The organism is Psychrobacillus sp. L4 (assembly GCF_042944905.1).
Classification (GTDB): domain Bacteria; phylum Bacillota; class Bacilli; order Bacillales_A; family Planococcaceae; genus Psychrobacillus.
Genome location: NZ_CP168496.1, coordinates 377226 through 401818 on the forward strand (window position 1 = coordinate 377226; position 24593 = coordinate 401818).

Here is a 24593-nt window from a genome sequence, read left to right on the forward strand (position 1 = left end):
TTTGAATTCCAGAAGGGTTGCTGCGGCGATCCTTTTTTCCTTATGGAGAACCGTATCCATATGTAGGTATCTTCAGCGATTCAATTAACGCTCTTTTTTATTGAACTAATTGTACTAAAGGGGCACTAATCAAATAAGATTTGTATAAAATGCTTGAAGAAATGTCTAATTGGATGTCTATTTTAAGTTTTGATTAAAAAAAGACCGCTAAGAGAGTTACTTGCGGTCATTTACATAGGCTTTAATTAGTACCATTTTGCTGTTTGTAATACTCATCAATCGGAATAAATAAACCTACTCTCCCGTACGTATCATGATCCAACGTAGCAAAAACGACACCAATCACTTGCCCGTCCTGATTTAAAACCGGACTTCCACTATTTCCACGATAAACGGGTGCCTTCATCATAACGACAGGTTCATCCCAATCACTTAACTGGATATAATCAATAATTTTCCCTTCATTTGCAATACCCGTAAAACTTAGTGGATTACCGATAAAATAAACGGGATCGTTCTCTTCAAAGGTCGTTTGTTTTGCTAGTTCCAAATAGGGCAAATCTTCCTCGTTTATATCTAAAACAGCAAGATCAACTGAAGGAAATGTGTTTACCACCTTAGCTTTGAAACGACGATCATCCGGAAATCCAACCGTTACTGTCTTATGCCCTTCCACGACATGATAATTTGTTAAGATTTTTCCTTCACTTGAGATGGAAAAGCCAGTTCCTTTGCTGCCATCTGTTAAAACAACGACAATCGCCTTTTTATAACTAGTAATATCTTCTTGAGATGATAATTTCGCAGAAGTTTTTAAAAATTCAATGGCTGGAATGGAATATACAGAAAAGATAGCCGCAAATGTATTAACGAACAATATGGTAGCCATTAGATAGAATATCCATTTAGGAAAAGGTCGTTTAGACTTGCGCCTTGTTTTTTCTTGAGCCTCTTTTAGAAGGGCCTCTTGTTGAGCTGCCAATACAAATTCTAAAAATTCTTCATCTATTTCTTCCTCAATATTTTCAGTTTTCCATTCGTCCTTATGCTGTTTTTCATTTGGATCCATTCGCACACATCCTAACTGTATAACACATATCTTTACATGTATTATACACAAACGGAAGGGTACAGGGTTTCCTATATAAAGTAATACATATGTATGGTGCAGGCTGGGAAACAGGAATTGTGCCCCAGCCTGATAAGGTTTAATTTAGTAGGACTTTTCTTCTTCGCTTTTTTCTCGTTGATTTTGAGTCATCTTTCCTTGCTTTGGTTTCAAATTTCCTAACTCAGCTAATTCCAGAGAAATTTCTTCTTTCTTGCTACTTGGATTTTTAGCCATGGATCCTTTATTGTTGCTAGCACCTTGATGATTATCTCTTGTCAAAATAAAACCTCCCATTTAAACTATTTTGATGCCTTTTTAACATGGTTCAAAAATAATTAAACATGTATGCAAATTTTAAATTAAATAAATTACATCATCTCTAAATGACCATTTTCAAGAGATACATTCTTCTTCAAACTATCTCTAGTAAAAATAAAAGTCCATGGCATACTAGTATTAGGTTGGATTATAAGCGCTTGAAGTGTAAAAATATTTTCAGCAATAGTTTCATCGTTTTCTATGTATACTAATCTTGTTTTATGAAAATTAAATGCCTTTTGAGTAAAGTTATGGACAAGCACAGTAATTAATAATTCTCCTTTATGGTTAAAAGCTTGCCGTATAGGTGATAGATGGACATTAGGAAGATTCAACCTACTTGTTTCGAGAAATATCCTCTCAATTTCTTTCCGATCTTTATCAGATAAGGCTTTATCCCATGACTTTTCAAACGCAAGTTTTTGCAATTTCAAAACCTCCTCTAATAAGAAATATTTTATCATACGTACAAGCCTGTTCATGTTTCGTGCACTTATAATAGATGAAATAGATGTTAGTAAAAAATTGAACTTGAGTATTTTTTACGTGATAAAACTAGTGCTAAGTATGCTTCAATTTGACGATACATGTGTTGTCCTACCATTTCTAAGCATATGTTATTTGGAAAGGAGGGTACTATGAGTGACTATGTAAATTTATTTCAAAACTTTTTGCCTCCAACTGCAACGATTCTTGAATTACCGAAGACCCAAGAGAGACTAGCCGTATTGGTGGCTGATATAGATGGGGATAATATAGAAGAAATAATTGGAGCATATAAATATGAAGAGCAAAATTATCTCTTGATATTAAAGATAATGAATGATCAATGGCTACCTTTAATGCATATTAAAGGAAGTGGATATGGCATTACGGATTTAATGGCAGCACCATTAACGGAGAATGGGATAAATACTATCATTGTTGGTTGGCAAAAAGGGAGTATGTGGTCGGAATTGGACCTTTTGCAATGGACCAATAAAGGATTTGTACGATTACCTACGAACAATATGGTCTATAGTAAATTAGAAGTGGAAGACATGCCAGGTAAGTATGGACAGGATGGACAATATGAACTTGCAATTTGGCTTCATGATACCGGTGAAGCCTATAAAGTAGATGTATATCGTTTTAGTGAAGGAGAGCTTGTTCAAGCACAAGATGTCTTTCCGTATTATTATAAAAAAGTCGAGTATTACTATGAGAAATTATTGCAAACAAATGATTTTTCTTTTTACTGGTATTATTTATCGGATGTGCAAAAGAAGGCAGGAGATCTGGAGCAGAGTCTAAATGCAATTGAAAAAGCACTTGCCTTTCATTTGCCATACCCATCCAGAGAATTGTTATTAAATAAAAAACAACAAGTTGTAAACCTCTTAAGTGATGCTAGTTCTAACAATAAAGTTGTAATCGACCAAAAAAGTGGAGATGTGACTGGTGATGGTTTCATGGATACTGTTTACCTTACAGGTGAAAAGACTGAAGGAAGTCCATTTTGGCAACAGATTACCCTAGAAATTATCAATGAAAAAACTAATTTGTACGAAACCATTCCTTTAAAAGAGAATGCAGGATATAACCCTACGATATTACTTGGTGACTTTACCGGAGATCGTGTAGACGACATACTCATTGTCATCGATACAGGTGGTAGCGGCGGCACAATATACGCATACGTATTTTCTTTCATAGATGGAAGTATGCGACAAATATTCGATGCGGATGAATATAATAAAAGCACCAAGTATGAAGTTAGATATCAAAACCAATACAAAGTAACGGTCATAAGCTCAAATCCAAAAAAGAAATATATACTGGACTTAATGTATAAAGGACAGGAATATTTATCCGAAATTTATAACGAGAATGGAACACTTAAACAACCGATTGAGGGATGGGTAGATCCCATTGGAGGACTTTATCCAATTGACTTTGCAAGGTATGGCACTTACGAACTGATGGCTTTTCAAGAAATCGCAGGAAGATACCATGCGGATGGATTAGGATATGTAGAAAGTGTATTAAAATGGAACGATCATGAGTTCGTAACAGATAGACAAAACGTGTCCATTTTTGGAGAAGATATATTGTCAATTTGAGATAGTATGAGAAGGATCGTTACAAAGTAATTAAACAATGTAGCAATTCATTTCTTTATCTTTGGTCTAGTTACATTATTTTTACCTTCAAAAGTGTAACTGATTCAGTGGGAATATGATTAGAGTTGGTGCAATTTCAGAAAAATAGATAGTATCCATTGATAAAGAAGCGCTGAGCGGACGAAATTGTATCTTCGTCCGCTTTTAAAAGTATAGGTGAGGATCTATTCTCTCATTAACCAAACCTTACGCACCTTGTCTATACCTATTCCAAGAGGGCGACGGACAAACATCCGCCACAAGATTACCGAAAAAATGGATTGAGAAGTGACGCAGTCACTTCTCAATCCACAAAAATTCCCTCGGTAATAGTGTAGCTGATGTTTCGTCCAAAGCACTCTAGAAATAGAGAAGACAAGATGAACTTAAAGGACGCTAGCGTTTTTTCTTATGTCAAGAAAAATACGTAGAATTTAAAAAGAGTATTTGACAATTTTGTGAACTGCGTGAATAATATATAGAAAAGGAGGATGTTTTAAGTGGAAAAATATAAGAATATGTTAAATGCGACAAGATATGTTGGTGGCACATTACTCTCTATAGGAATAGCTATTTTCTTATACGGAATTTTTATAAGCGAATATAATGCTGTTATGGGTGTTGGTATTGGCACAGTAATGGGTGCTGTTTTTATTTTTTTAATTGGAATGTTTCTAGTAGCTTCTGAAGAAATGGTGGTAAACTCTCGAAAATCTAAAAAAGAGAGCGCCGTATAGACGCTCTCTTTAAGTATTTATATTTACATATCCCAAACCATTGCCATTAATGTACCGAAAATGGTAACTAGCGCAATAAGTAAACCGTAATATACGTTTGCATAGATAGATTTTTTATCATTAGTCTCACCAGCATGCATAAATACAACCAGCTGAAGACCGGCCTGTATAAATGCTGTCAGGAGAAGAACTGTCATACCTACTGCAAATGACATATCAGTAAAGTAAACTAAAAGAGCCACTGCAGTAAGAACTAGCGAAGCGACAAAGCCCATTACTTGTTTAAAAGGGAATAATTCTTTCATAATTACATCATTCCTTTCAAGTAGATGAAGCTAAAGATGAAAATCCAAACTACATCTAAGAAATGCCAATAAAGTGAGAAGATAAATGATTTATTGGCTGTTTCAGGAGTTAAACCACGTTTTTTTATTTGTAATAGGATAAATAATCCCCAGAAGAAACCAAATGTTACGTGTAATCCATGTGTTCCTAGTGTTGTTAGCAGGATAGCAGTAAATCCACTAGTTTGTAGTGTTGCACCTACATGAACGTAGTGAATAAACTCAGAAACTTCGAAGCTTAAGAATCCTGCACCAAGAAGAAGTGTGATTAAAAAGAATACCATCGTTGCTTTCTTGTTGCCGATACGCATGGCATGAATTCCAAGACCTATCGTAAAACTACTAGTTAATAGTAAGATTGTTTCCATTAATACTGGTGCAATTTCAAAGATTTCAGCTCCAGTAGGACCACTGCCTGTTCGGTGAACCATTGTAAAGTAGGTAGCGAAAAGTGTTGCAAAAAGCATTATTTCCGCACCTAAGAAAATCCAAAAGCCTAAAATCTTCAAGCTATTTTCTTCCGTACTATATTCCAGTGGAAGCGAGTTATCTACCTTCATTTTTTAGCACCTCGCAATTTTGTTTCAGTTTCTTCAATCTCTTCGACAGAGATGTATCGTCCGTGATCTTTCTCAAATGACCGGTAAGCAAGGCAAGCCAATAAACCGATTAACGAAATAATGGCGATTGGCCACATGCTGAATACCATTGCAAATCCAAAGCCAAAGAAGGCACAGCCCATAATGAATGGTAATCCGCTGTTATTAGGCATATGAATCTTTTCCAGTTTACCCGGGAATAATTCATGACCATTCTTCTTAGAATCCCAAAATGCTTGGGTTGAATTAACCTTTGGTGTAATAGCAAAATTATACTCCGGTACTGGCGTATGTGTTGCCCATTCAAGAGAACGTGCATCCCAAGGGTCATTACTAATATCTCTTGAAGCATAACGCGTACTATAGTAAATGTTATAAACAAGTAAAACAAAACCTACCGCCATCAAGCCTGCACCGAAGAATGCAACCATATTCAACGGACCAAATCCTGTTGATTCGGAATAAGTATACATACGACGTGCTTGACCATCTAAACCAGTAATATACATTGGTATGAAGGCTAAGACGAAGCCGATGGAAAGTAACCAAACTGTCCATTTACCAATTTTTTCATTCAACATGAAGCCAAACATTTTTGGCCAGTAGTAAGTAAGACCTGCAAGCATCGCATAAACTACTCCCGGAATGATTACATTATGGAAGTGAGCCACTAAAAACATCGTATTATGATATTGATAGTCAGCTGCTGACATTGCAAGCATAACTCCTGTAACTCCACCTAATGTGAACAAAGGAATGAAGAGTACAGAGTATAGCATCGGGGTTGTAAATACAATTTTCCCTTTCCAAAGCGTGAACAGCCAGTTAAACATCTTAACTCCGGTAGGAACGGCAATCGCCATTGTGGTAATCGAGAAAATACTATTTGATACTGGACCTTGACCCATCGTAAAGAAATGGTGAGCCCATACAAAAAACGATAATAAAGAGATAAGAACCATTGATGCAACCATTGACTTATAACCATATAAATTACGGCGTGCAAAAGTGGATATAATTTCACTGTAAAGACCAAAAGCAGGCAAGATTAAGATATATACTTCCGGATGTCCCCAAACCCAGAACAAGTTAGCCCACATCATATCCATACCACCATTAGCGGTTGTAAAGAAGTTTGTTCCGAATAGTCGATCCATCGTTCCCATTGCAAGTGCTACTGTTAATACTGGGAAAGCGAAAACAATAATTACATTGGCGATAAACGCAGACCATGTGAACATTGGCATTTTCATTAAAGACATACCAGGTGCTCTCATTTTTAGAATCGTCGTCATAAAGTTAATACCAGTCATTAATGTTCCGAGACCGGCTATTTGTATTGCAATCATATAATAGTTGGTTCCTACAGAAGTACTGAACTCATTTCCTGCAAGAGGGAAATAAGAAGTCCATCCTGCATCAGGTGAACCACCTATAATGAATGAGAGGTTGAATAATCCCATCCCCATAAAGAATAACCAAAAGCTTATCGCATTTAAGCGTGGAAACGCTACGTCACGAGCCCCGATTTGCAATGGAACAAGGAAATTAAAGAAAAACATAATAAACGGCATTGCCATAAACAGGATCATAACGACCCCGTGTGTCGTGAAAACTTCGTTATAATGCTCAGAATCTAGCAGGGTGTTATCAGGTAATGCTAGTTGAGCACGCATCATGATAGCATCTACGCCGCCGCGGAATAGCATTAGCAAAGCAGATAGCAAATACATAATACCAATTCGTTTATGGTCAACAGTTGTTAACCATTCTTTCCATAGATACCCCCATTTTTTAAAATAGGTAATCCCTACGACTATTGCAAGCATAGTTAGACCAATGCCAACCATGGATGCGTATATTAAAAAGCTTGGATGTGGTACCGCAAACTGTTTAAAGAAATCCATACTTTTGAAACTCCTTTCGGGAAATATAGTGCTGCTCATAAAAATGAGCTAAAGTTAAGCTTGTAAACCAGAATCAATGATGAGAGTGTTCTGATTCTTCATGTGATTCTTGATTATGTGAATCTGACATACCTGGCATATCGGACATATCCGACATGCCATGGTGTTCTGGAGCTGGTGAGAATTCTAAATGAGTTCCATTATAAGTGGAACGCCCCAAATGTCCCGGTTTTAATAATTCTTCAAACTTTTCTTTTGTAAGTGGTTTAGCTGTTTCATGTACTTCTTTTACCCAGTCATCAAAGTTAGCTTGAGACATGGAAGTAACTTGGAACGTATTTTGTGCAAAACCTGCACCACTAAAGTTTGCGTTTCGACCATCGTACTCGCCTTCCCCATCAGCTGCTAAGAATAACGTCGTAACCATATCCGACATTGCATATTTTTGGCCGCCAAGTTGTGGAATCCAGAAGCTGGTGATTGGCCCATATGAATAAAGTCTAAATTCAATAGGACGATTAGCTGGAATATATAGATAGTTTACTGTCTCAATATTTTCTTCTGGATAACTAAAGTGCCACTTCCAGTTGGAAGATGAAGCATAAACAACTAATGGCTTTTGATCTTCATATTTTACTGGTATTGCCTCTACTTCATAGTTACTTCTGACTGAAACGATGGAAAGAATTACTACAATAATAATTGGAATTCCTACACAAATTGCTTCCACAATATGATTTCCTTCAATATGTGGTGGTTCATAATCTTCACTTTGTTTAGAAGCACGATATTTAATTAAAATAAATATTAAAATCGCAAAAACAACAATTACAACACCAGACATCATCCAAATGGAAAACATGATATCATGCGCTTGCGCTTCAGCTTGTGGACCTTTCGGATCTAATACTAATAATGGTTCACAACCAGATAGCACAGTGGCTACAGTGAGAAACATTGTAAATAGAACCCATTTCATTTTCAATTTCATAGTTGTACCCCTCTCGAATTATTTTAATAAAGTTGTATTTCATAGAAATCCAAATTATTGATAGACGTTTTGTATCTGCCTCTATCTTAGTCCCATACTTTTTTAAAAACCATGGAAAGAAACTGCCTTCACAAAAAGTTCATGAAGATATGTACAAAAGTAAAATGTTTGTTAACCAAATTGTGAACAAGTTTTAAGTATCGACAATTAAATGGATAAACCAGGGTTACTTGGTTATATTTTACTTTTTGTTAAGTGCAATATTTTTTGCTGTTCTTTTGGAAGGGGAACGTCTTCTAAAGTTTGAATCTACTCTTCTTAGGAAATACTTCGTATCAGTACCCTGTAGGAAGAAGGCATACCATGTATCGAAATCAGTGGATAATGACACAAGAATGGCATGATGTATTATTTCTTCATTGGCCAGTTTCTCCAGACGACTTGGTTGAACACATTCCTCCTGAACTAGAACTGGATCTCTATAATGGGAGGGCGTGGATTGGGTTAATATTTTTCAAAGTAAAAGGGAATCGTCCAAGACTTACTCCTCCTATACTTGGATTTAGTTCTTTTTTAGAGCTAAACGTTCGTACGTATGTCACATTTAAGGGGAAAGCAGGTGTGCATTTCTTCAGTTTAGATGCGAATAATTCTTTGATTGTAAAATTGTCGACACTCAGAGACTTTTTGCCTTTTCGTCACGCGGAGATAAGTTTAAAACGATGCAAGAATACATTTACGATTCAGAGTAGATATAGAGACAATAAATCAATTCGGGAAGTATTTGTTACAACATTTGAACCGATGCCTAGTTCGATTGAAAGTAATCCATTCGAACGGTGGTTGACGGAACGGTATTATTTGTGGACAAAAACGAACGAGCATTTATTTCGTGTAGATATTAGTCATTCGCCTTGGATTTTACAAAATGTTAAGGGTACACTAATTGAAAATTCAATGGGAACATTTTTAAAAAGTAATTATCAAGTGAATGCTCCAATAGCCCACTATTCTAAAATGAAAAAAGCACTTATATTTCCGCCTGTAAAGGAAAATACGGAGAACAAATAAAAGGTTCCAGAACAATTTAGAGTTGTTCTGGAACCTTTTATATTTTTGTTTTGTTTAGTTGAAATTATTTATCTTGAAACATTTGTGAATCGGATAGTTTCTCTTTGCTCATTAACAAAATAAAAACAAACGCAAGTGCAAGAGGAACGAGTGTCCACAAAAATGTAGTAGTTAGAGAATTCGATAAAACATCTGTAATTTGCTTCAAAATATCTGCAGGAATTTTAGCGCGTAATTCTGGAGATAAAATGGCACGACTATTTCCGCCAACCACATTTTGTTTAAATGACTCTGGTAATCCTGAAATAAAACTATTTCTTTGAATTACGCCAAAAATAGTAATACCAAGTGTCATTCCTAAAGCGCGCAAGAAACTACTCGTTGAACTGGCGCTACCTCGTTGTTGAGGAAGAGCTTTTTGAATAGCAGACATACCAAGAATCGAGAAGGAAGGACCAACTCCAAGGCCTACAATCATCATATAGATAGTCAGCATCCAACGCGGAGTAGAAGGCTCTAAGGTTCCAAGTAAAATGGCTCCAGTTCCAAGGAGAATACTCGAAACGATCATTATAGATCGATAGCTAAACTTATTAGCAAGTGCACCACCCATGGCTGCTCCTACACTAGATGTTACCATCATCGGTAATAGTAATAAACCTGAGTTTGTAGCACTTCCACCTGTTACCCCTTGAATATAGAGCGGGATATAAATAGTAGAAACCATAAATACGCCACCATAGAACATGCCTGTTAAAACACTAGTAGTATATAAACGTTCTTTGAATAAATCAAATGGCAAAATTGGATCTTTCGCATATTTTTCGATGATTAAAAATGCAACAAAACAAACAGCCGATAAAATAAATAACGAGATAATTTGCCATGAGCTCCAGCTATACGTATCTCCACCTAATTCGAGTGCGAACATAAGAGATACAGAAAAGCTTACAAGGAATATGGCACCAGCCCAATCAATAATTTGACGGGAATGCGTTTTAGATTCATTGTAAAATAAAGCGATAAGACCTAAAGCAAGTAAACCAATTGGGATGTTGATGTAAAAAATCCAACGCCAATGAATGTGGTCTGTAATAAATGAACCTAGTAAAGGGCCTGCTATACTAGAAAGACCAAACACTGCCCCAAATAACCCACTCATTTTTCCGCGTGACTCACTAGGAACAACATCCCAAATGATCGTGAAAGCGATTGGCATTAATGCACTGCCACCAATTCCTTGAATAGCACGGAAAACACATAATTGAACCATTGTTTGTGCAGTTCCACACAAAATCGAACCAATTAAAAATAACAATATTCCAAAGATAAAAAACTTCTTTCGACCGTACATATCGGATAATTTTCCGAATATCGGCATTCCTGCCATTTCAGCAACTAAGTAAGCGGAAGTAACCCATACATATTTGTCCATCCCACCTAAATCGCCGATAATCGAACCCATACTTGTAGCGACAATGGTGTTATCCAAAGATGCCATAAATATTCCTAACAATAGTGCGGCCATGACAGGCTTGACCTTAGTTTCTCTGTTCATATTTTTCTTCACCTCTTAATGGTACTAAATTGCTATTTTGTAGTTTACCACCGTTAAATAGAGGTGTAAAGAAAGTATGTGGAAAAGCCGATATTATAAATGTAAGAGATGCCGAAAATGTATAGAAATTATTACAGAAGCGGCATTAAATAATTTACATAACAACTAATCTTTCACCAATAATAACCAAATAGGACGGTGCCACTATGATAAATTTCACTTCTTTTCCTAACCTAAAGACAAAGAAACTTCTGCTAAGAAGAATAGAACAAAATGACGTACATGATTTGTATACCATGAGAAAAGATTCGAGAATGCATACATTTACAGATACCAAAGTAGATGAAAGTATCGAAGAAACAAATCTCTATATGGATCAGATGAATAAAGGTGTCGATGATAAAAAATGGCTAATTTGGGCAATTGAACATAAACAATCAAAAAAGGTGATAGGAACTATAAGCATTTGGAACCTTAATAAGGATGAAAAAAGTGGCGAACTTGGTTATGGAATTATTCCTGCTTATCAAGGGCAAGGATTAATGCAAGAATCCTTATTAAGTGTAGCTGAATATGGTTTTGAACAAATGAACTTAGAGAAACTTCTCGCTTATACTGAGGAGCGTAATGAACCCTCTATTAATCTACTAGTAAAGTGTAAGTTCGTGGAAATTGGTAGAGTGGATGAACAAGGATATACTAACAAGCAAATGTATCGTCTAGTAGTTTATCAGCTAGAACGTTAAATGTGTGAAAATTAATAATAAAATGATAGGTCAGTTGTTATATAATAAGTATAGGAAAAAAGGTATAACGACTTTGATCGGATGTGTATAGATGATAAAAATGCAAAAGATCATCAATAGTTTACTAATATTAGTTTTGCTAAGTGTTCTTATATTTGCATTTACTAATTATAATTCAACAAAGAAGTTTGTACTGGATTCAGTTGAAAGGGAAACGAATGAGCTATTGAAAAACTTCACATTGGAAGTTAATCATTTTTCTTTGGAACGAATTGCTGAAATGAAATTGATGGCGGAGCATATACCTTATTTAATACAGAATAACGAAGATATAACTTCATTTTTACGTAATCAAAATAATAACATGCCGTATTTTATAGGAATTGGTTTTATCAAACCAAATGGTGAAATTATTGCGGCAGACGGTACGCAGTTTCACGTTAAGCAAAAAGAATCCTTTGAACGAGCCATTACAGGTGAAGTTATGTTTAGTAAAGTGTTCACTTTACATCAAGACCCTACACAGAAGGTAACTGCCATTTCTGTACCCGTAGTCAATAGCGATGGACAAATTATAGGAGTATTATCCGGGGTAATTAACATGGCGAATATCATTAGCAAAGTTGCGGAAGAATCAAACTTACCAGGTCTCGTTTATTTACTAAAAGAAAACCATGTTCTGTTTAGTTCTCGAAATGATTTGAAATTCGAAATGGTAATACCGAAAAGCAAGGAACTATTAACAGAGGTAAACAAGAAATCCGTTGGTAATTGGTTTGAGGATAGACAAACCGCACGTTTCGTTAAGTTTCAGCATACAGGTGGTGATTGGGTCGTAATTGTTGACTCAATATCAAACCCTGATACATATAAAATATCCAAATCGTTCTGGAATAATACCATAATGGTGATATTGACGCTTATTGTAATTATAGTAGTTTATATATATGTGTTTCAGTTTGAAAAAAGGGAAAAAAATCAGTCTAAACGTGACTTATTGACGGGGTTAGGAAATCGCACTCAATTGGAAGAAAACCTGGCTAAAAAATTTCAATATACTTCTGAAAAGAAGTTAACACTGTTCTTTATCAGTTTAGATCATTTCGAAGATGTAAATGAACGAAATAGTTATCAGATTGGTGACCAATTATTGTTTAAAGTGAGTAGAAGTTTATTAGAACTAACAGGAAAACAAAACGTATATCGAGTTTCAAATGAGGAATTTGTAATAACTTCCTACATCGATACAATCCAGGAGCAAAGGCAGTTTGCCTCAACAATTGTCCAAATGTTGGAGCAACCTATTTACTTTGAAGAAGGGAATGTATTACTGACAGCAAGTGTAGGAGTCCGATCGTATATAGCAGATGACCAAGTAGAACTTATGGTGCAAGATGCGGCATTTGCTTGTAAGGAAGCTAGTAAAAATGGTGGCAATCAGTTTGTTTATTTTACTGAGCAATTGGCGACAGCAAGTGAAAAAAATCGACGTATTGCTAATAACATATATCAAGCACTTGAAAAGAATGAATTTTACTTAGTGTACCAGCCTATTTATAGTATAGCTGCTGATCAAGTTGTCAGTTTCGAAACGTTGCTCCGATGGAAATCACCGGTTTTGGGAGAAATGGGTCCCGTAGATTTTATTCCATTGTTAGAAGAAAATGATTCAATTGTCAAAGTGGGAAGTTGGGTCATTCGACAGGCGGCTACGCAAGTGAAGAAGTGGGAGCTTGAGGGATACAAAGACTTTACTGTTACTATCAATATTTCGGTAAAACAACTTCAACATCCAAACTTTTTGCATGATGTAGAAACAGTTTTGGTAGAGACTCTTGTGGAACCAAAGATGCTCGTATTTGAAATTACAGAATCGATTGTCGCTCAAAATATTAAATCTGCTAAGAGGATCTTAGAGAGCTTAAATTCGATGGGTATTAAAATAGCCCTGGATGATTTTGGAACCGGTTATTCTTCCTTGTCCATTTTGAAAGTGTTGCCATTTCAATTTATGAAAGTCGATCGTGCTTTTGTAATGGAAGTAGAAAGTGATGGGGGAGAGTCACGAGCAATATTGAAAGGAATTTTGGAAATTGCGAGTGGACTCGAATTGACGACCATAATGGAAGGTGTCGAAACGAAGGAACAATTGCTTCTCCTAAAAGAAATGGGTGCCCATAGAATCCAAGGATATTACATTAGCAAACCTGTAGACCCAATGATTGCAGTAGAGTTTTTGGATAAGAAAGACAGAGTGTAGTGAAGGAGTATGTGTTGAAGTGACTAATATATGTTGAAAAGTACCATTATTTCAACCTATTAAGTTTGAGTCATTGCTAGGCTTACTAAAAATAGCCGTTAGTTTGAACCGTTTGATGCGATAAACATCAAACGGTCTTTTTTTTGACTCAAATCCTATATACTTTATTCTTTATATGTAGAAATGGTTGCTTTGGCTACACATTTGGTTGTTGTCCTTGGTGAACTGGTTGCCTTCAAATTACCAATGGTCGTTCTTTTCCACTTTCCCCCTATTTTGTACGCTTCATTTCATATTAAAATGAGGAAATTCATTATAATCGGTAAAACTTTATCCGCCACAAGATTACCGAAAAAAATGGATCGTGAAGTGACACGGTCACTTCACGATCCATAATTCTAACGGAAATAACGTAGACAAAGTCTTGTCCAAAGCACTCGGGAAATAGTGAAGATAAGATGCTCTTAAAGGTCGCTATTATAGAGAGTGAACTTGGATTGTTCTTGTTTAGTCGCATATTGAGATGGTAAAACTCTCTCGCGAAATATATTAATGAAATAATCCCGATTCTTTCGATTTGTTTAATATATCTCTTGTTTTTCGGTTCACTTTTTCTTTTAGGAAAGTGGCAAACAATATAAATGCAAGAGCAGTTAGTATGAGAAATATAATATCTTGGATGACGCGTTGCCAAAGGATGCCGCCTACTGCTTCTCGCATTAGGCTAACTGCATACGTAAAGGGTAGAGCAGGATTAATCCATTGAAAAAATTTTGGCAATAAAACAACTGGGTACGTTCCCCCGGACCCAGCAATCTGCAATACAAGCATAACGATTGCAAAAGCCTTTCCAACGTCTCCAAATACAGAAACCAACGTATATACAATTGTCATGAAAACGAAGCTAATCAGAAACCCAAAGAGTACAAACCAGTAGGAATCTTTTACATCTACACCTAATAAAATAATATCCCCGATTGTTACAATCAATGCTTGGAGAAGACCAATTACAGAAAAGGTAAATAATCTTCCGAAATAGACTTCACGCTCTCTTATTATCTTCTCGTGTTTAACGTCTGTAGCAAGAAGTGAGATAAGGAGTAAACAACCGACCCAAATGGCAAGCACTGTATAGAAAGGGGTCATTCCAGTTCCGTAGTTTGGGATAGGAAAGAGTTTGGTTTCATTTAAAATAACAGGTTCTTCAAAAAAGCTACGCTCTGCTTCTGGATCATTACGAAGTAACTCGATAATTTCATTGATATTCGTTTCCCCTTGAACTTTCTTTATTCTTTCAGCTAACTCATTCACTTTATGGCTTATATAAGGATACTGAGATACTGCCAGATCTAACGTCTTTTTTCCTTCTTTTATATGGTCGTCTGTATTTTTTAGAGTACGTTCGACTTCAGGTAATGTATCCTGGATACTTCTCAATGTTACGGTAGCATTTTGTACTGTATTTCTTGCATTAATTACTTCCGCGAGAATGGTTGGCTCGATTGAGTCTTTGTATTCTTTTATAAATGCATCTAATTGAACAGAAGTGTTCTCTGCAACTTTTTGAAAGTCATTTAACGCAGCTGACATTTGTTGTTCTTTGCCTTTTGCTTGTTCGTTTATTACTCCTGTATTGGTCTGAGCTTCTACTAATAGTTTCTTCAAATGAGCGGTTTTATTAATTGCATCTGTCAGTTTTTCTTGGTGGTTTAATGATAATGAAGATGGAGATTCTGCATGGTTTAAATTATTTAACCAATTTAGGTCTTCTTCGATAGAATTGACTGTTTGAATGGAGGAGGCCATCTTATTGTCGAGTTCATTCTTTAACTTGTCCAAATCAGTAAAATCGGGTTTAAAATTTTGTGTTGTTTGTAGCAATTCTTTCGACATCTTCAATACTTTTTCTAAGTCATTTTCGATAACTGGAGCCATAGTATTTAAACGATTTTGTGCTTTGGACAAGAAGGATAGAGCAGTTTCAATTGTTTCGATACCATTCGCAGTTATCTCTTTTACTTGTGGCATAAGGGATTGTGCCTTGTGGATAATGGACTGGGCAGATGCAATATCGTCATGGGTGCCCATAAGTAACTCATGAATTGCGGGTAAATCTTTTTGCACTTTCATCACATACTCTTCAAAGTTCTTAATATCAGGCATATCTTTTTCAAGTTCAATACCTAGATTATTGAAGAGGTTGAAGATGATGCCATTAACGGTTGCTGTGAATTGGCTACTAATGTTCTCGACAATAACACTTGCCCCTTTTTCTGTTATCTTCGGCGCGATGGAATTAATTTTTTCATTCACATAGTATTCCATAGTTGCTATTTCGGGATAATCCGATAGAACAGATGCTAGCTTTTCGGAAAAATTTTTGGGAATAATAATGACGGCAAAAAAATCGCCGTACTCTACTTTTTCCATAGCTATTTTTCGAGATGTAAAAGACCATTCCATGTCTTGATTATTTTTCAAAGTGTTCACTAGTTCATTTCCTACGTTTAATTTATCTCCACGAACAACTGCACCTACGTCCTCATTTACAATAGCTACTGGAAGCTGATTAGTATGGGCGTAAGGATCCCAAGAGGCATAAATATTAAGCCATGCGTATAAAGAAGGTAGAAAAACTAAACCTCCAATAAGTACTGCGGCTACCCAATTTCGGCATATGTTTTGAATGTCAGTCCGGAATATACTCAAACTGTTTTTCATAAGATTCACCTCATCATAAATATTGATGTTGAAGAATTATTTCACAGTATACCCTAACGAATAGGGACTAACCGAAAGAATATAAAAAAGGTTGAATACCCAAATATTACCGCATATAATTAAAAGAGGGATTTTTTAAAATTGCTAGAATGTTTGGTTTCTGTGGTTAAAAAGGGGGTTTGGATGTGCATAGAAGATATGATACAAGGCATATTTTTATGGCAATTGGGGCTTGTATTGCTATTTTGTCACCAGTTTTTTTGATAATAGTACCTTTAGTTGTTGTTAATACACTGTATGATAAGAGAGATATCTGGATTACGTATGTTCCTGGAGTGAATTATGCGGCATTTGGTGTTGGTGTATTTTTCCTTGTTCTTGGGTGCGCGTTGTTATGGTTATTTGATGTGCGGAAGTGGACAGTTAGTGTTGGGATTCTCTGTTTGATTCTTTGTGGGTTTACTTTTTATGCTGCTTCCTTATCTTATGTGACTTTATCAGACGAAGAGATTTCTTACCGGAAGCTTTTCTCCAAGGAAAAGCAAATATATGATTGGAGGGAACTCGATAAGTTACTTTATTATGAGAAGTTCGAGGAGGATAAAGAATTGTCTCATTATGAGTTTCATTTTAAAGATGGGCAAGTATTGACTATAAAGCAAAATAGCTTTGTTACCGGAATCCAAGGAAGTATAAGTTCGAAAGTAAGGGGATTAGGGATACCACTTGAATATGTGGAAGACTGAGTTATATGAAATATTAGCCCGGTAATTTAAGAATTACTGGGCTAATTTTTCTTTCATTTAAATGTAACCGTTAATGCGTGACTTTTCCTCGGCATTTACTTCATTTTTCAAAACCTCTATGCTTTCTTTGCGCCGTTCATTCTTTTCTTTAATAGAAGCAAGTTCTTTTCCTTCTGCAAATTCCATTGCTGCTTCTGCTGCTTCCATATTATTAATTGTTTTCTTTAGCCTTTCTTTATTAGTCGCTAAATCATTCGGTCTTTGGCTAGTATTGGGCATTCTTTTTCCTCCTTCATTAAAAAAAATCTTGCAAGAGGTAGTGTTCCCAAACTCATAAGAACTATTAAGCGATCTCCGAATGAATAATATTGAATTGAAATTGCCATATTAAATTTGAATTGATTTTAAGGAGGACTTTGCTATGGTAGATCACACGCAAATGAGCTGGAAAGAAGATAATGTTATTTCTCAATTACACAATTCCGTGGATAATGTCACATTTGCTGTAGGACAGGCTCTAACAAATCCCACGGAGCAGTTTATTCAAAATGCACAGGATATGATTGAACGTGCAGAGCGATCGGTTCAAATGGCTATCCAAACACGAGGGGATTTGGACCCTATTATGTCACTTCAGGAGCAATTAAATGAAAATAAGGAGAAACTAAGCAGAGTACATTAATTGAAAGTATATACAATATCCATCAGTTGATATACTGACAAGACTCATTGGTTACGAAATGAGTCTTGCTAGATAATGTGAACATCTTAATACGATTAATAAACTTCCATTTCATTTAGAGTAGTGTATAAATCTGTTTCTGCTATTTTTTTAGTTGCCTCGTCTATTAAGTGTTGAATAAATGCTTCTTCATCGAAATCTTCTGGATCTACTTCATATCTATCTAGTGCAATCTGTACATTTTCTCTAATATTTGTTCTAGTTTCTATTAAATCTTTAAAAAAGAAAGCCCATCTCGTTTCCTCAAATAAAGTTCCACTTATATGAATGATATAAGATGAAATCATTGAGGAAGGCACCGAGTACGAATTCTTTATACAGATGATTGTTTCATCATTATTTGCTTTAAATATCATCTCACTATATCCAATATCAAAATGCTGTTTAAACTCTACTTTATTCAAAAAACATCCCTCCAAACCGAATCTATTTCTTCTTAGTATATAAATAGAAAGGAGAGATTATACCCATCAAAAAAGAGAGCCAGGTTGTTGGCTCTCTTTTTTAAAAATTAAATCGCTGTTTTTGTTGAAAACTGGCTGTTATATAGATCAGCGTAGAATCCATTTTCTTCAAGGAGTTCAATATGTGTTCCTTGTTCAATTACTTTTCCTTGATTCATGACTAATATTAAATCAGCATCTCTAATTGTAGATAGACGATGGGCGATGACGAAACTTGTTCGTCCTTCCATTAAACGGTTCATCGCTTGTTGGATGAGCAATTCCGTACGCGTGTCTACACTAGAAGTCGCTTCATCTAAAATCATAATCGGTGGATTTGCAAGAATAGCTCTAGCAATCGTGATAAGTTGCTTTTGTCCTTGTGAAATATTGGATGCTTCTTCATTTAAAATGGTATCGTATCCTTCTGGTAAAGTGCGGATAAAGTGATCGGCGCGTGCTGTTTTTGCTGCATCGAAAATTTCTTCATCAGTTGCTCCATCTTTCCCGAATGCGATATTGTCTTTAATTGTTCCATTAAAAAGCCATGTATCTTGAAGAACCATCCCAAATGTTGTTCGTAGATCCGTACGCGACATTTTTCGTGTGTCGTGCCCATCTATCGTTATTTTCCCATCACTTAGCTCATAAAATCTCATCAATAAATTAATCAAAGTTGTTTTCCCAGCACCAGTTGGGCCTACAATTGCCACCGTTTGACCTGGTAATACTTTAATATTCATATTTTCGATTAATAGTTCTTCTCCATAACCAAAATCAACTTGTTCAAATGTCACGGCACCTTCTGCACTTGATAAGTGTTCAGTCGTTACTTCTTTTTCTTCTTCTGTCTCATCAAGTAATTCAAAGACACGTTCTGCTGCTGCTACTGTTGATTGTATAATGTTGGCGATGTTGGCCGTTTGCATAACTGGTTGTGTAAACTGACGAGTATACGTAATGAATGCTTGAATATCACCGATTAAAATGGCACCTTGTGTAACTAATATTCCTCCGACGACACTTATTACGACATAGCTCAAGTTTCCAATGAAGGACATCATCGGCATTATAATACCGGAGATAAACTGCGCTCTACGTCCAGCATCATACAATTTCTCATTCACTTCATCAAACTCAGCAACCGCTTTTTTCTCATGACCGAACACTTTAACCACTTGATGTCCTGTATACATTTCCTCGATATGTCCATTTAACTGACCAAGTGTACGTTGTTGATCTGCAAAATGCTTTTGGGATCTTTTTAATATTGGTTGAATCACAAAAATTGAAAGTGGCAAACTAACGATAGAGATTAATGTTAATAGTGGGCTAATCGTTAACATCATCACAATAATACCGACAATTGTAACTACGGAAGTAATAAACTGCGTCAAACTTTGTTGAAGTGTACTTCCGATGGTGTCTATATCGTTCGTGACGCGACTTAATGTTTCGCCGTTGGGGCGGCCGTCATAATATTTGAGTGGCAGTTTTTCTAGTTTGTTATTTACTTCTTCGCGTAAATCATAGACGGTTTTTTGTGCAACACTCGACATAATATATTGCTGAATATAGCTAAATAAACTACTGATCACATATAAAGCTATTAAAAGAAGAAGGAGTCTACCAATTGCAGTAAAATCGATTGCAGCACCAGGTACTCCGGTCATTTTTGCATATGCACCTGTAAATAATTCGGTAATCGCGTTACCCATTATCTTTGGTCCTACGATGGAAAAAACAGTACTTAAAATAGCTGCGACGAATACTGCTATTAATTGATTGCGGCGAGGTTTTAAATAAGTAAGAAGACGTTTAAATGTACCTTTAAAATTCTTCGCCTTTTGCCCGCCCATCATCATGTTTCCGCCGCCAGGTCCACCAGGTCCCATTGGACGTCCGCCTTGAGGGCGCGATTCTGTTTGCTTGCTCATGCGATCTCCTCCTCTGAGAGCTGCGATTCAACGATTTCTCGGTATACACGATTATTTTCAAGAAGTTCTTTATGAGTTCCTATTCCTGCAATTTCACCTTTATCTAGTACGATGATTTGATCGGCATCCACAACGGAACTTACTCGCTGTGCAACGATCACAACTGTTGAATTTTTTGTTTCGTCTTTCAGTGCTGCTCTTAATTTGGCATCTGTTTTAAAATCGAGTGCAGAAAAGCTATCATCAAAAATGTAGATATCCGGTTTTCGGACAAGAGCTCTTGCAATGGATAAGCGTTGTTTTTGTCCTCCAGATACATTCGAACCACCTTGTGCTATGACGGAATCAAATCCTTCGTCCATTTTACTAATAAAATCTTCCGCCTGAGCAATTCGAGCAGCATGTTCGATTTCTTCCTGTGTAGCATCTTGCTTTCCGAAACGAATATTTTCTTTAATAGTTCCAGAAAATAGTAGAGCTTTTTGTGGAACAAACCCAATTTTCGATCGAATTTCATCTTGGGAAGATTCACGAACATCGACACCATTTACACGAATTGTCCCGCTTGTCACATCGTAAAAGCGTGGAATCAAGTTGACGAGTGTAGACTTACCAGCGCCAGTACCTCCAATGATTGCCGTAATTTCTCCCGACTTTGCTTGGAAGTTTATATTAGCCAATGCAGGTTCTTCCGCTCCTGGATAGCTAAATGATACATGGTCAAATTCAAGCGTTCCTCGTTCTTTATCTGCTTTCTTAGACCCTTCGTTTAACGATGTTGGTACTTTGTTTAATACTTCATTAATACGGTTTGCAGAGACTGCGGCACGAGGGACCATAATGAACATCATAGATGCCATAACAAGTGCGAACATAATTTGCATGACATATTGTATAAACGCCATTAAATCGCCAATTTGCATTGCTCCACTATCAATGCGAATCCCGCCAAACCAAATAACTGCAACTACAGTTAAATTCATCACAAGCATCATGACAGGCATTAAAAATGCCATCACTTTGTTCACTTTAATAGAAACATCCGTTAGTTCCTTGTTTGCTTTTTGAAGTCGTAATTTTTCTTGTTTTTCATGATTGAATGCACGAATTACTCGAATACCTGTTAAGTTTTCTCGTAATACAAGATTTAAACGATCTAGGCGCTTTTGAACGGTTTTGAAAAGTGGTACACCTTTATAAAGAATTAATAACACAGCACCTATTAATACAGGCATCGTAAGTACAAGAACGAGAGATAGCTTGGCATCTTTGGATACAGCCATAATTAGTCCGCCAACAAACATGATTGGTGCACTGATGACCATACGAAGCATCATAATAACTACTTGTTGAACTTGTGTAATGTCATTCGTCGTTCTCGTAATAAGGGATGCCGTGCCGAACTCATCAAAATCTTGCAGAGAAAATTGCTCTACATGTTTAAATACTTTGCGACGAATGTCTTTACCTAGACCCATTGCAGCTTTTGATGAATAAAAACTCGCAACGATGGATGCAATCGCACCAAATGCGGCAACTAAAAGCATCAATCCACCTATCTTCCAAATATAAGGTGTATCTCCGACAACGACTCCTTTATCAATAATATCTGCCATTAAAGTCGGTAAATAGAGATCTGACATGGATTGAATAAAAACTAATCCAAAAACAGCTATAACAATCCACTTATAGAAGGACAGATTTTTTAGTAGTTTAATCATTCTTTGAGCTCTCCTCTGTACTAGATTCATTTTCTAAGTAATCAGCAATATGAAGAAGGGTAGCTTGGAATTCCTCACATTGTTTTTCCGGAAGCGTTTCTAAAGCGGAATCAATTACTTGATGTATCGTTCCTTTTTTTTGATTAATTGTTTCAAATAACATGATCCCTTTTTCACTAAGTATTAGTTGTATCTCTCTTCGGTTATCTGGAACGGGCTCTCGCTCAATCCATCCAGCTTGAACAAGAACATCAACTCCTTGACTTAATGTACTTTTTGGAATTTGTAAAATCTCTCCCAATTTTTTTTGTGTAATTTCCTTGTGTGGGGCAATTGTCATAAGGAGAGAATATTGTGGAACGGTTAAATCATGTTCTAACGCAATTTTATGTAAAAACTGCATTAATCCCTTATTAACTCGACGAAATGAATGTAAAAATTCCGAAGATTTCGGATGATATTTACTATTCAAGTTCAATTTTGTCACCTCATTCTTATTTGGATAGTTCCGATCGGAACAGTTTGAAAGTAGTAAACTTAATTTACTCTTCCTTTAAAAAAGAGTCAAGTGAAAAGATAGGATCATTTCTCTAAACATTTTAAAAGGTAAACGGACAAACATCCGCCACAAAATAACAGAAAAAAAGTGTAGTTGGAAGTGACGCAGTCACTTCCAACTACACAGATTTTCCTAGGTAATTGTGTAACTGATGTTTAGTCCATGCATTTAAAGACCATTTGCACTTTCCTTAAATCATTCTTAAAAGTGCTTCTCTTCCTATCATTCCTTTTGTAATTCCTAGTTCTTCTGCTTCATAAGTGACTGACTCTAGTGGTGCATCTAAAAGCTGCTGAATGGTTTTAACGCCTACTGCTCTACCTGCAATAACTTTACGATCTTTTAATTTTTCATTTAAAAGTGCTACGTCGAGTGCACCGCACATAATATAACCTTTATCATTCGATACTGTAAGCAAGTTTGTTTTTGGTAATTCAACCGAAATGGCTAAAAATGTAATGCCTTCAATATAAATTGGTTGCATATTAATCATTTACAATTTCACTCCTTTTCTGTTCACTACAATTTATGTATATAGAAGGAAAAAAGTGTTTAGGTGATTTAATATGGTTTTTTAATATAGAAAAGGGGAAGATAACGAAGAGGTATACTTTTATAAAGAGGTGATTTTGGTGAATAAGTTTTTTGCCATTTTAGTTTTCGTTGGTGTTCCATTAGTTATTGTTGGAGCATTAATTAATTGGTCGGACATGCTTATGTTCTTCCTTAGCTGCGCTAGTATTATCGGGCTTTCTGGATATATAGGACGTGCAACGGAAAGTTTGGCAATTGTGAGTGGGCCAAGGGTAGGTGGATTATTAAATGCAACATTTGGAAACGCAGTAGAACTTATTATTTCTATATTCACATTAAAGGCAGGTATGGTTGGAATTGTACTTGCATCACTTACAGGTTCTGTTTTAGGGAATTTACTGCTTGTGCTGGGACTTTCTTTTTTTGCAGGTGGAATTAAGTTTAAACGACAAAAGTTTAGTGTACATGCTGCTAGATATAATTCTGGTCTGCTTATTTTTGCTGTAATCGTGGCGTTTGTTATACCGGAAGTATTCTCGATTAGCATGAATTCCCAGAACACATTGAGTTTGAGTGTTGGCATTGCGGTCGTTTTAATTGCTCTTTATCTTGCGGGGCTCTTATTTAAATTAGTTACACATCGAGGTATATTTGCTTCAACCGATCAACCGGAAGAAACAACAGAAGTGCCGGAATGGACGAAAAAGAAATCCATATTGATTTTACTTTTGGCAACTGTAGTAGTTGCTTTTGTGTCAGAACAATTGGTCCATACATTCGAAATGCTTGGTACAAAGTTTGGTTGGACGGAATTATTTATAGGGGTTATTATCGTAGCGATAGTTGGAAACGCGGCAGAACATGTTTCTGCTATTACGATGGCTGTAAAAAACAAAATGGATGTATCTGTTGAAATTGCAGTTGGTTCAACATTGCAAGTTGCAATGTTTGTAGCACCTGTACTTGTTCTCATTTCGCTCTTCATGCCAACATCAATGGCGCTCGTTTTTACATTGCCAGAATTGGTTGCAATGATAACCGCTGCTCTTCTTGTGATTAATCTATCTAACGATGGGGAATCGAACTGGTTTGAAGGGTTGACACTGTTTGCGGCATACTTGATTATGGGAATTGGTTTTTATCTTCTTTAATGCATGAAAAGTTTAGTATCTACTCCGTGGATACTGAGCTTTTTTTAGTTGTATAGATTGCGAATGATAAGCTAGTATGTAGAGAAATAGTTGTCAGAGTCCCAAATCACCTATGAAAAGATAGGTTTTGAAAAAAATATCCAATCCAATTGAATGAATGAATCTATTACCGAAAATAAAGGAGTCGGAAGAGACGCAGCCGCTTCCCACTCCTTTTAAACTCCAAGGTATTAGCGCAACTGTTGTATAGTCTAAA

23 protein-coding genes are annotated in these 24593 nt (G+C 36.1%); 8 read left to right on the forward strand and 15 right to left on the reverse strand.

What is annotated here, in order from left to right; genetic code table 11:
- Positions 1-241: 241 nt before the first annotated feature.
- The 3 genes from ACEPXG_RS01880 to ACEPXG_RS01890 form a co-directional block, all read right to left on the reverse strand.
- Entirely contained in the window at positions 242-1069 is an 828-nt protein-coding gene (locus ACEPXG_RS01880; RefSeq protein ID WP_391206871.1) for a S1C family serine protease, read from the reverse strand.
- A gap of 144 nt (positions 1070-1213) precedes the next feature.
- Positions 1214-1390, reverse strand: a complete 177-nt coding sequence (locus ACEPXG_RS01885; RefSeq protein ID WP_192797438.1) for a hypothetical protein — start codon at positions 1388-1390, stop codon at positions 1214-1216.
- 89 nt (positions 1391-1479) lie between these two features.
- On the reverse strand, positions 1480-1857 hold the full coding sequence (locus tag ACEPXG_RS01890) for an SLAP domain-containing protein (RefSeq protein ID WP_391206873.1): 378 nt from the start codon (positions 1855-1857) through the stop codon (positions 1480-1482).
- 210 nt (positions 1858-2067) lie between these two features.
- On the opposite strand from ACEPXG_RS01890, the gene ACEPXG_RS01895 reads away from it, so the two are divergent.
- Both ACEPXG_RS01895 and ACEPXG_RS01900 read left to right on the forward strand, forming a co-directional pair.
- Positions 2068-3531, forward strand: coding sequence for a hypothetical protein (locus ACEPXG_RS01895; RefSeq protein WP_391206875.1), 1464 nt, complete (start codon positions 2068-2070; stop codon positions 3529-3531).
- Between the two features lie 539 nt (positions 3532-4070).
- Positions 4071-4307: a hypothetical protein gene (locus ACEPXG_RS01900; protein WP_391206877.1), complete on the forward strand. Its 237-nt coding sequence runs from the start codon at positions 4071-4073 to the stop codon at positions 4305-4307.
- Positions 4308-4330: 23 nt separating this feature from the next.
- Here ACEPXG_RS01900 and qoxD read toward each other — a convergent pair whose 3' ends face one another.
- The 4 genes from qoxD to qoxA all read right to left on the reverse strand — a co-directional run bounded on the left by qoxD (position 4331) and on the right by qoxA (position 8142).
- Positions 4331-4612 (reverse strand): cytochrome aa3 quinol oxidase subunit IV, encoded by a 282-nt coding sequence (gene qoxD, locus ACEPXG_RS01905; protein ID WP_151698613.1) that lies wholly within the window; start codon positions 4610-4612, stop codon positions 4331-4333.
- 2 nt (positions 4613-4614) lie between these two features.
- On the reverse strand, positions 4615-5211 hold the full coding sequence (qoxC, locus tag ACEPXG_RS01910) for a cytochrome aa3 quinol oxidase subunit III (RefSeq protein WP_151698614.1): 597 nt from the start codon (positions 5209-5211) through the stop codon (positions 4615-4617).
- Positions 5208-7157, reverse strand: coding sequence for a cytochrome aa3 quinol oxidase subunit I (gene qoxB, locus ACEPXG_RS01915; RefSeq protein WP_391206880.1), 1950 nt, complete (start codon positions 7155-7157; stop codon positions 5208-5210). The genes qoxC and qoxB overlap by 4 nt, the downstream gene beginning before the upstream one ends.
- Before the next feature lie 73 nt (positions 7158-7230).
- Complete coding sequence (gene qoxA / locus ACEPXG_RS01920; RefSeq protein ID WP_391209728.1) at positions 7231-8142, reverse strand: cytochrome aa3 quinol oxidase subunit II; 912 nt, start codon at positions 8140-8142, stop codon at positions 7231-7233.
- 369 nt (positions 8143-8511) lie between these two features.
- On the opposite strand from qoxA, the gene ACEPXG_RS01925 reads away from it, so the two are divergent.
- Entirely contained in the window at positions 8512-9219 is a 708-nt protein-coding gene (locus tag ACEPXG_RS01925) for a YqjF family protein (RefSeq protein WP_391206882.1), read from the forward strand.
- A gap of 64 nt (positions 9220-9283) precedes the next feature.
- Here ACEPXG_RS01925 and ACEPXG_RS01930 read toward each other — a convergent pair whose 3' ends face one another.
- Complete coding sequence (locus ACEPXG_RS01930; protein WP_391206884.1) at positions 9284-10777, reverse strand: MDR family MFS transporter; 1494 nt, start codon at positions 10775-10777, stop codon at positions 9284-9286.
- Positions 10778-10983: 206 nt separating this feature from the next.
- Here ACEPXG_RS01930 and ACEPXG_RS01935 point away from each other — a divergent pair, with 206 nt between their 5' ends.
- Positions 10984-11523 (forward strand): GNAT family N-acetyltransferase, encoded by a 540-nt coding sequence (locus ACEPXG_RS01935; protein WP_391206886.1) that lies wholly within the window; start codon positions 10984-10986, stop codon positions 11521-11523.
- A 91-nt stretch (positions 11524-11614) separates the two neighbouring features.
- Positions 11615-13783, forward strand: coding sequence for an EAL domain-containing protein (locus tag ACEPXG_RS01940; protein WP_391206888.1), 2169 nt, complete (start codon positions 11615-11617; stop codon positions 13781-13783).
- Between the two features lie 549 nt (positions 13784-14332).
- Here the strand turns inward: ACEPXG_RS01940 and ACEPXG_RS01945 are convergent.
- Entirely contained in the window at positions 14333-16504 is a 2172-nt protein-coding gene (locus ACEPXG_RS01945; RefSeq protein WP_391206890.1) for a YhgE/Pip family protein, read from the reverse strand.
- A gap of 185 nt (positions 16505-16689) precedes the next feature.
- Between ACEPXG_RS01945 and ACEPXG_RS01950 the strand changes: the two genes are divergently transcribed.
- Positions 16690-17250: a hypothetical protein gene (locus ACEPXG_RS01950; protein WP_391206892.1), complete on the forward strand. Its 561-nt coding sequence runs from the start codon at positions 16690-16692 to the stop codon at positions 17248-17250.
- Positions 17251-17307: 57 nt separating this feature from the next.
- Here ACEPXG_RS01950 and ACEPXG_RS01955 read toward each other — a convergent pair whose 3' ends face one another.
- Positions 17308-17529 (reverse strand): small, acid-soluble spore protein tlp, encoded by a 222-nt coding sequence (locus ACEPXG_RS01955; protein ID WP_391206894.1) that lies wholly within the window; start codon positions 17527-17529, stop codon positions 17308-17310.
- Positions 17530-17671: 142 nt separating this feature from the next.
- On the opposite strand from ACEPXG_RS01955, the gene ACEPXG_RS01960 reads away from it, so the two are divergent.
- The gene (locus ACEPXG_RS01960; protein WP_391206897.1) at positions 17672-17932 is read left to right on the forward strand and encodes a hypothetical protein; all 261 of its coding nucleotides are present in this window, start codon (positions 17672-17674) and stop codon (positions 17930-17932) included.
- Between the two features lie 95 nt (positions 17933-18027).
- Here the strand turns inward: ACEPXG_RS01960 and ACEPXG_RS01965 are convergent, their stop codons facing one another.
- The 5 genes from ACEPXG_RS01965 to ACEPXG_RS01985 all read right to left on the reverse strand — a co-directional run bounded on the left by ACEPXG_RS01965 (position 18028) and on the right by ACEPXG_RS01985 (position 23145).
- Positions 18028-18396: a hypothetical protein gene (locus tag ACEPXG_RS01965; RefSeq protein WP_391206900.1), complete on the reverse strand. Its 369-nt coding sequence runs from the start codon at positions 18394-18396 to the stop codon at positions 18028-18030.
- Positions 18397-18503: 107 nt separating this feature from the next.
- Positions 18504-20372, reverse strand: a complete 1869-nt coding sequence (locus ACEPXG_RS01970) for an ABC transporter ATP-binding protein (protein WP_391206903.1) — start codon at positions 20370-20372, stop codon at positions 18504-18506.
- Entirely contained in the window at positions 20369-22093 is a 1725-nt protein-coding gene (locus ACEPXG_RS01975; protein WP_391206905.1) for an ABC transporter ATP-binding protein, read from the reverse strand. Before ACEPXG_RS01975 ends, ACEPXG_RS01970 begins: the two co-directional genes overlap by 4 nt.
- A complete protein-coding gene (locus ACEPXG_RS01980; RefSeq protein ID WP_391206907.1) occupies positions 22086-22571 on the reverse strand; it encodes a MarR family winged helix-turn-helix transcriptional regulator in 486 nt (161 codons plus the stop codon). Before ACEPXG_RS01980 ends, ACEPXG_RS01975 begins: the two co-directional genes overlap by 8 nt.
- Positions 22572-22842: 271 nt before the next feature.
- The gene (locus tag ACEPXG_RS01985) at positions 22843-23145 is read right to left on the reverse strand and encodes a YunC family protein (protein WP_151698627.1); all 303 of its coding nucleotides are present in this window, start codon (positions 23143-23145) and stop codon (positions 22843-22845) included.
- A gap of 139 nt (positions 23146-23284) precedes the next feature.
- On the opposite strand from ACEPXG_RS01985, the gene cax reads away from it, so the two are divergent.
- A complete protein-coding gene (gene cax, locus ACEPXG_RS01990) occupies positions 23285-24337 on the forward strand; it encodes a calcium/proton exchanger (protein ID WP_391206911.1) in 1053 nt (350 codons plus the stop codon).
- Positions 24338-24593 lie beyond the last annotated feature (256 nt).

What these genes read in the sequence shown, in the direction of transcription:
- ACEPXG_RS01880 (WP_391206871.1), bottom strand. Translation starts at nt 1,069, where the DNA reads ATGGATCCAAATGAAAAACAGCATAAGGACGAATGGAAAACTGAAAAT.
- ACEPXG_RS01895 (WP_391206875.1), top strand. Translation starts at nt 2,068, where the DNA reads ATGAGTGACTATGTAAATTTATTTCAAAACTTTTTGCCTCCAACTGCA.
- qoxD (WP_151698613.1), bottom strand. Translation starts at nt 4,612, where the DNA reads ATGAAAGAATTATTCCCTTTTAAACAAGTAATGGGCTTTGTCGCTTCG.
- qoxC (WP_151698614.1), bottom strand. Translation starts at nt 5,211, where the DNA reads ATGAAGGTAGATAACTCGCTTCCACTGGAATATAGTACGGAAGAAAAT.
- qoxB (WP_391206880.1), bottom strand. Translation starts at nt 7,157, where the DNA reads ATGGATTTCTTTAAACAGTTTGCGGTACCACATCCAAGCTTTTTAATA.
- ACEPXG_RS01925 (WP_391206882.1), top strand. Translation starts at nt 8,512, where the DNA reads ATGTATCGAAATCAGTGGATAATGACACAAGAATGGCATGATGTATTA.
- ACEPXG_RS01930 (WP_391206884.1), bottom strand. Translation starts at nt 10,777, where the DNA reads ATGAACAGAGAAACTAAGGTCAAGCCTGTCATGGCCGCACTATTGTTA.
- ACEPXG_RS01935 (WP_391206886.1), top strand. Translation starts at nt 10,984, where the DNA reads ATGATAAATTTCACTTCTTTTCCTAACCTAAAGACAAAGAAACTTCTG.
- ACEPXG_RS01940 (WP_391206888.1), top strand. Translation starts at nt 11,615, where the DNA reads ATGATAAAAATGCAAAAGATCATCAATAGTTTACTAATATTAGTTTTG.
- ACEPXG_RS01945 (WP_391206890.1), bottom strand. Translation starts at nt 16,504, where the DNA reads ATGAAAAACAGTTTGAGTATATTCCGGACTGACATTCAAAACATATGC.
- ACEPXG_RS01955 (WP_391206894.1), bottom strand. Translation starts at nt 17,529, where the DNA reads ATGCCCAATACTAGCCAAAGACCGAATGATTTAGCGACTAATAAAGAA.
- ACEPXG_RS01960 (WP_391206897.1), top strand. Translation starts at nt 17,672, where the DNA reads ATGGTAGATCACACGCAAATGAGCTGGAAAGAAGATAATGTTATTTCT.
- ACEPXG_RS01970 (WP_391206903.1), bottom strand. Translation starts at nt 20,372, where the DNA reads ATGAGCAAGCAAACAGAATCGCGCCCTCAAGGCGGACGTCCAATGGGA.
- ACEPXG_RS01975 (WP_391206905.1), bottom strand. Translation starts at nt 22,093, where the DNA reads ATGATTAAACTACTAAAAAATCTGTCCTTCTATAAGTGGATTGTTATA.
- ACEPXG_RS01985 (WP_151698627.1), bottom strand. Translation starts at nt 23,145, where the DNA reads ATGATTAATATGCAACCAATTTATATTGAAGGCATTACATTTTTAGCC.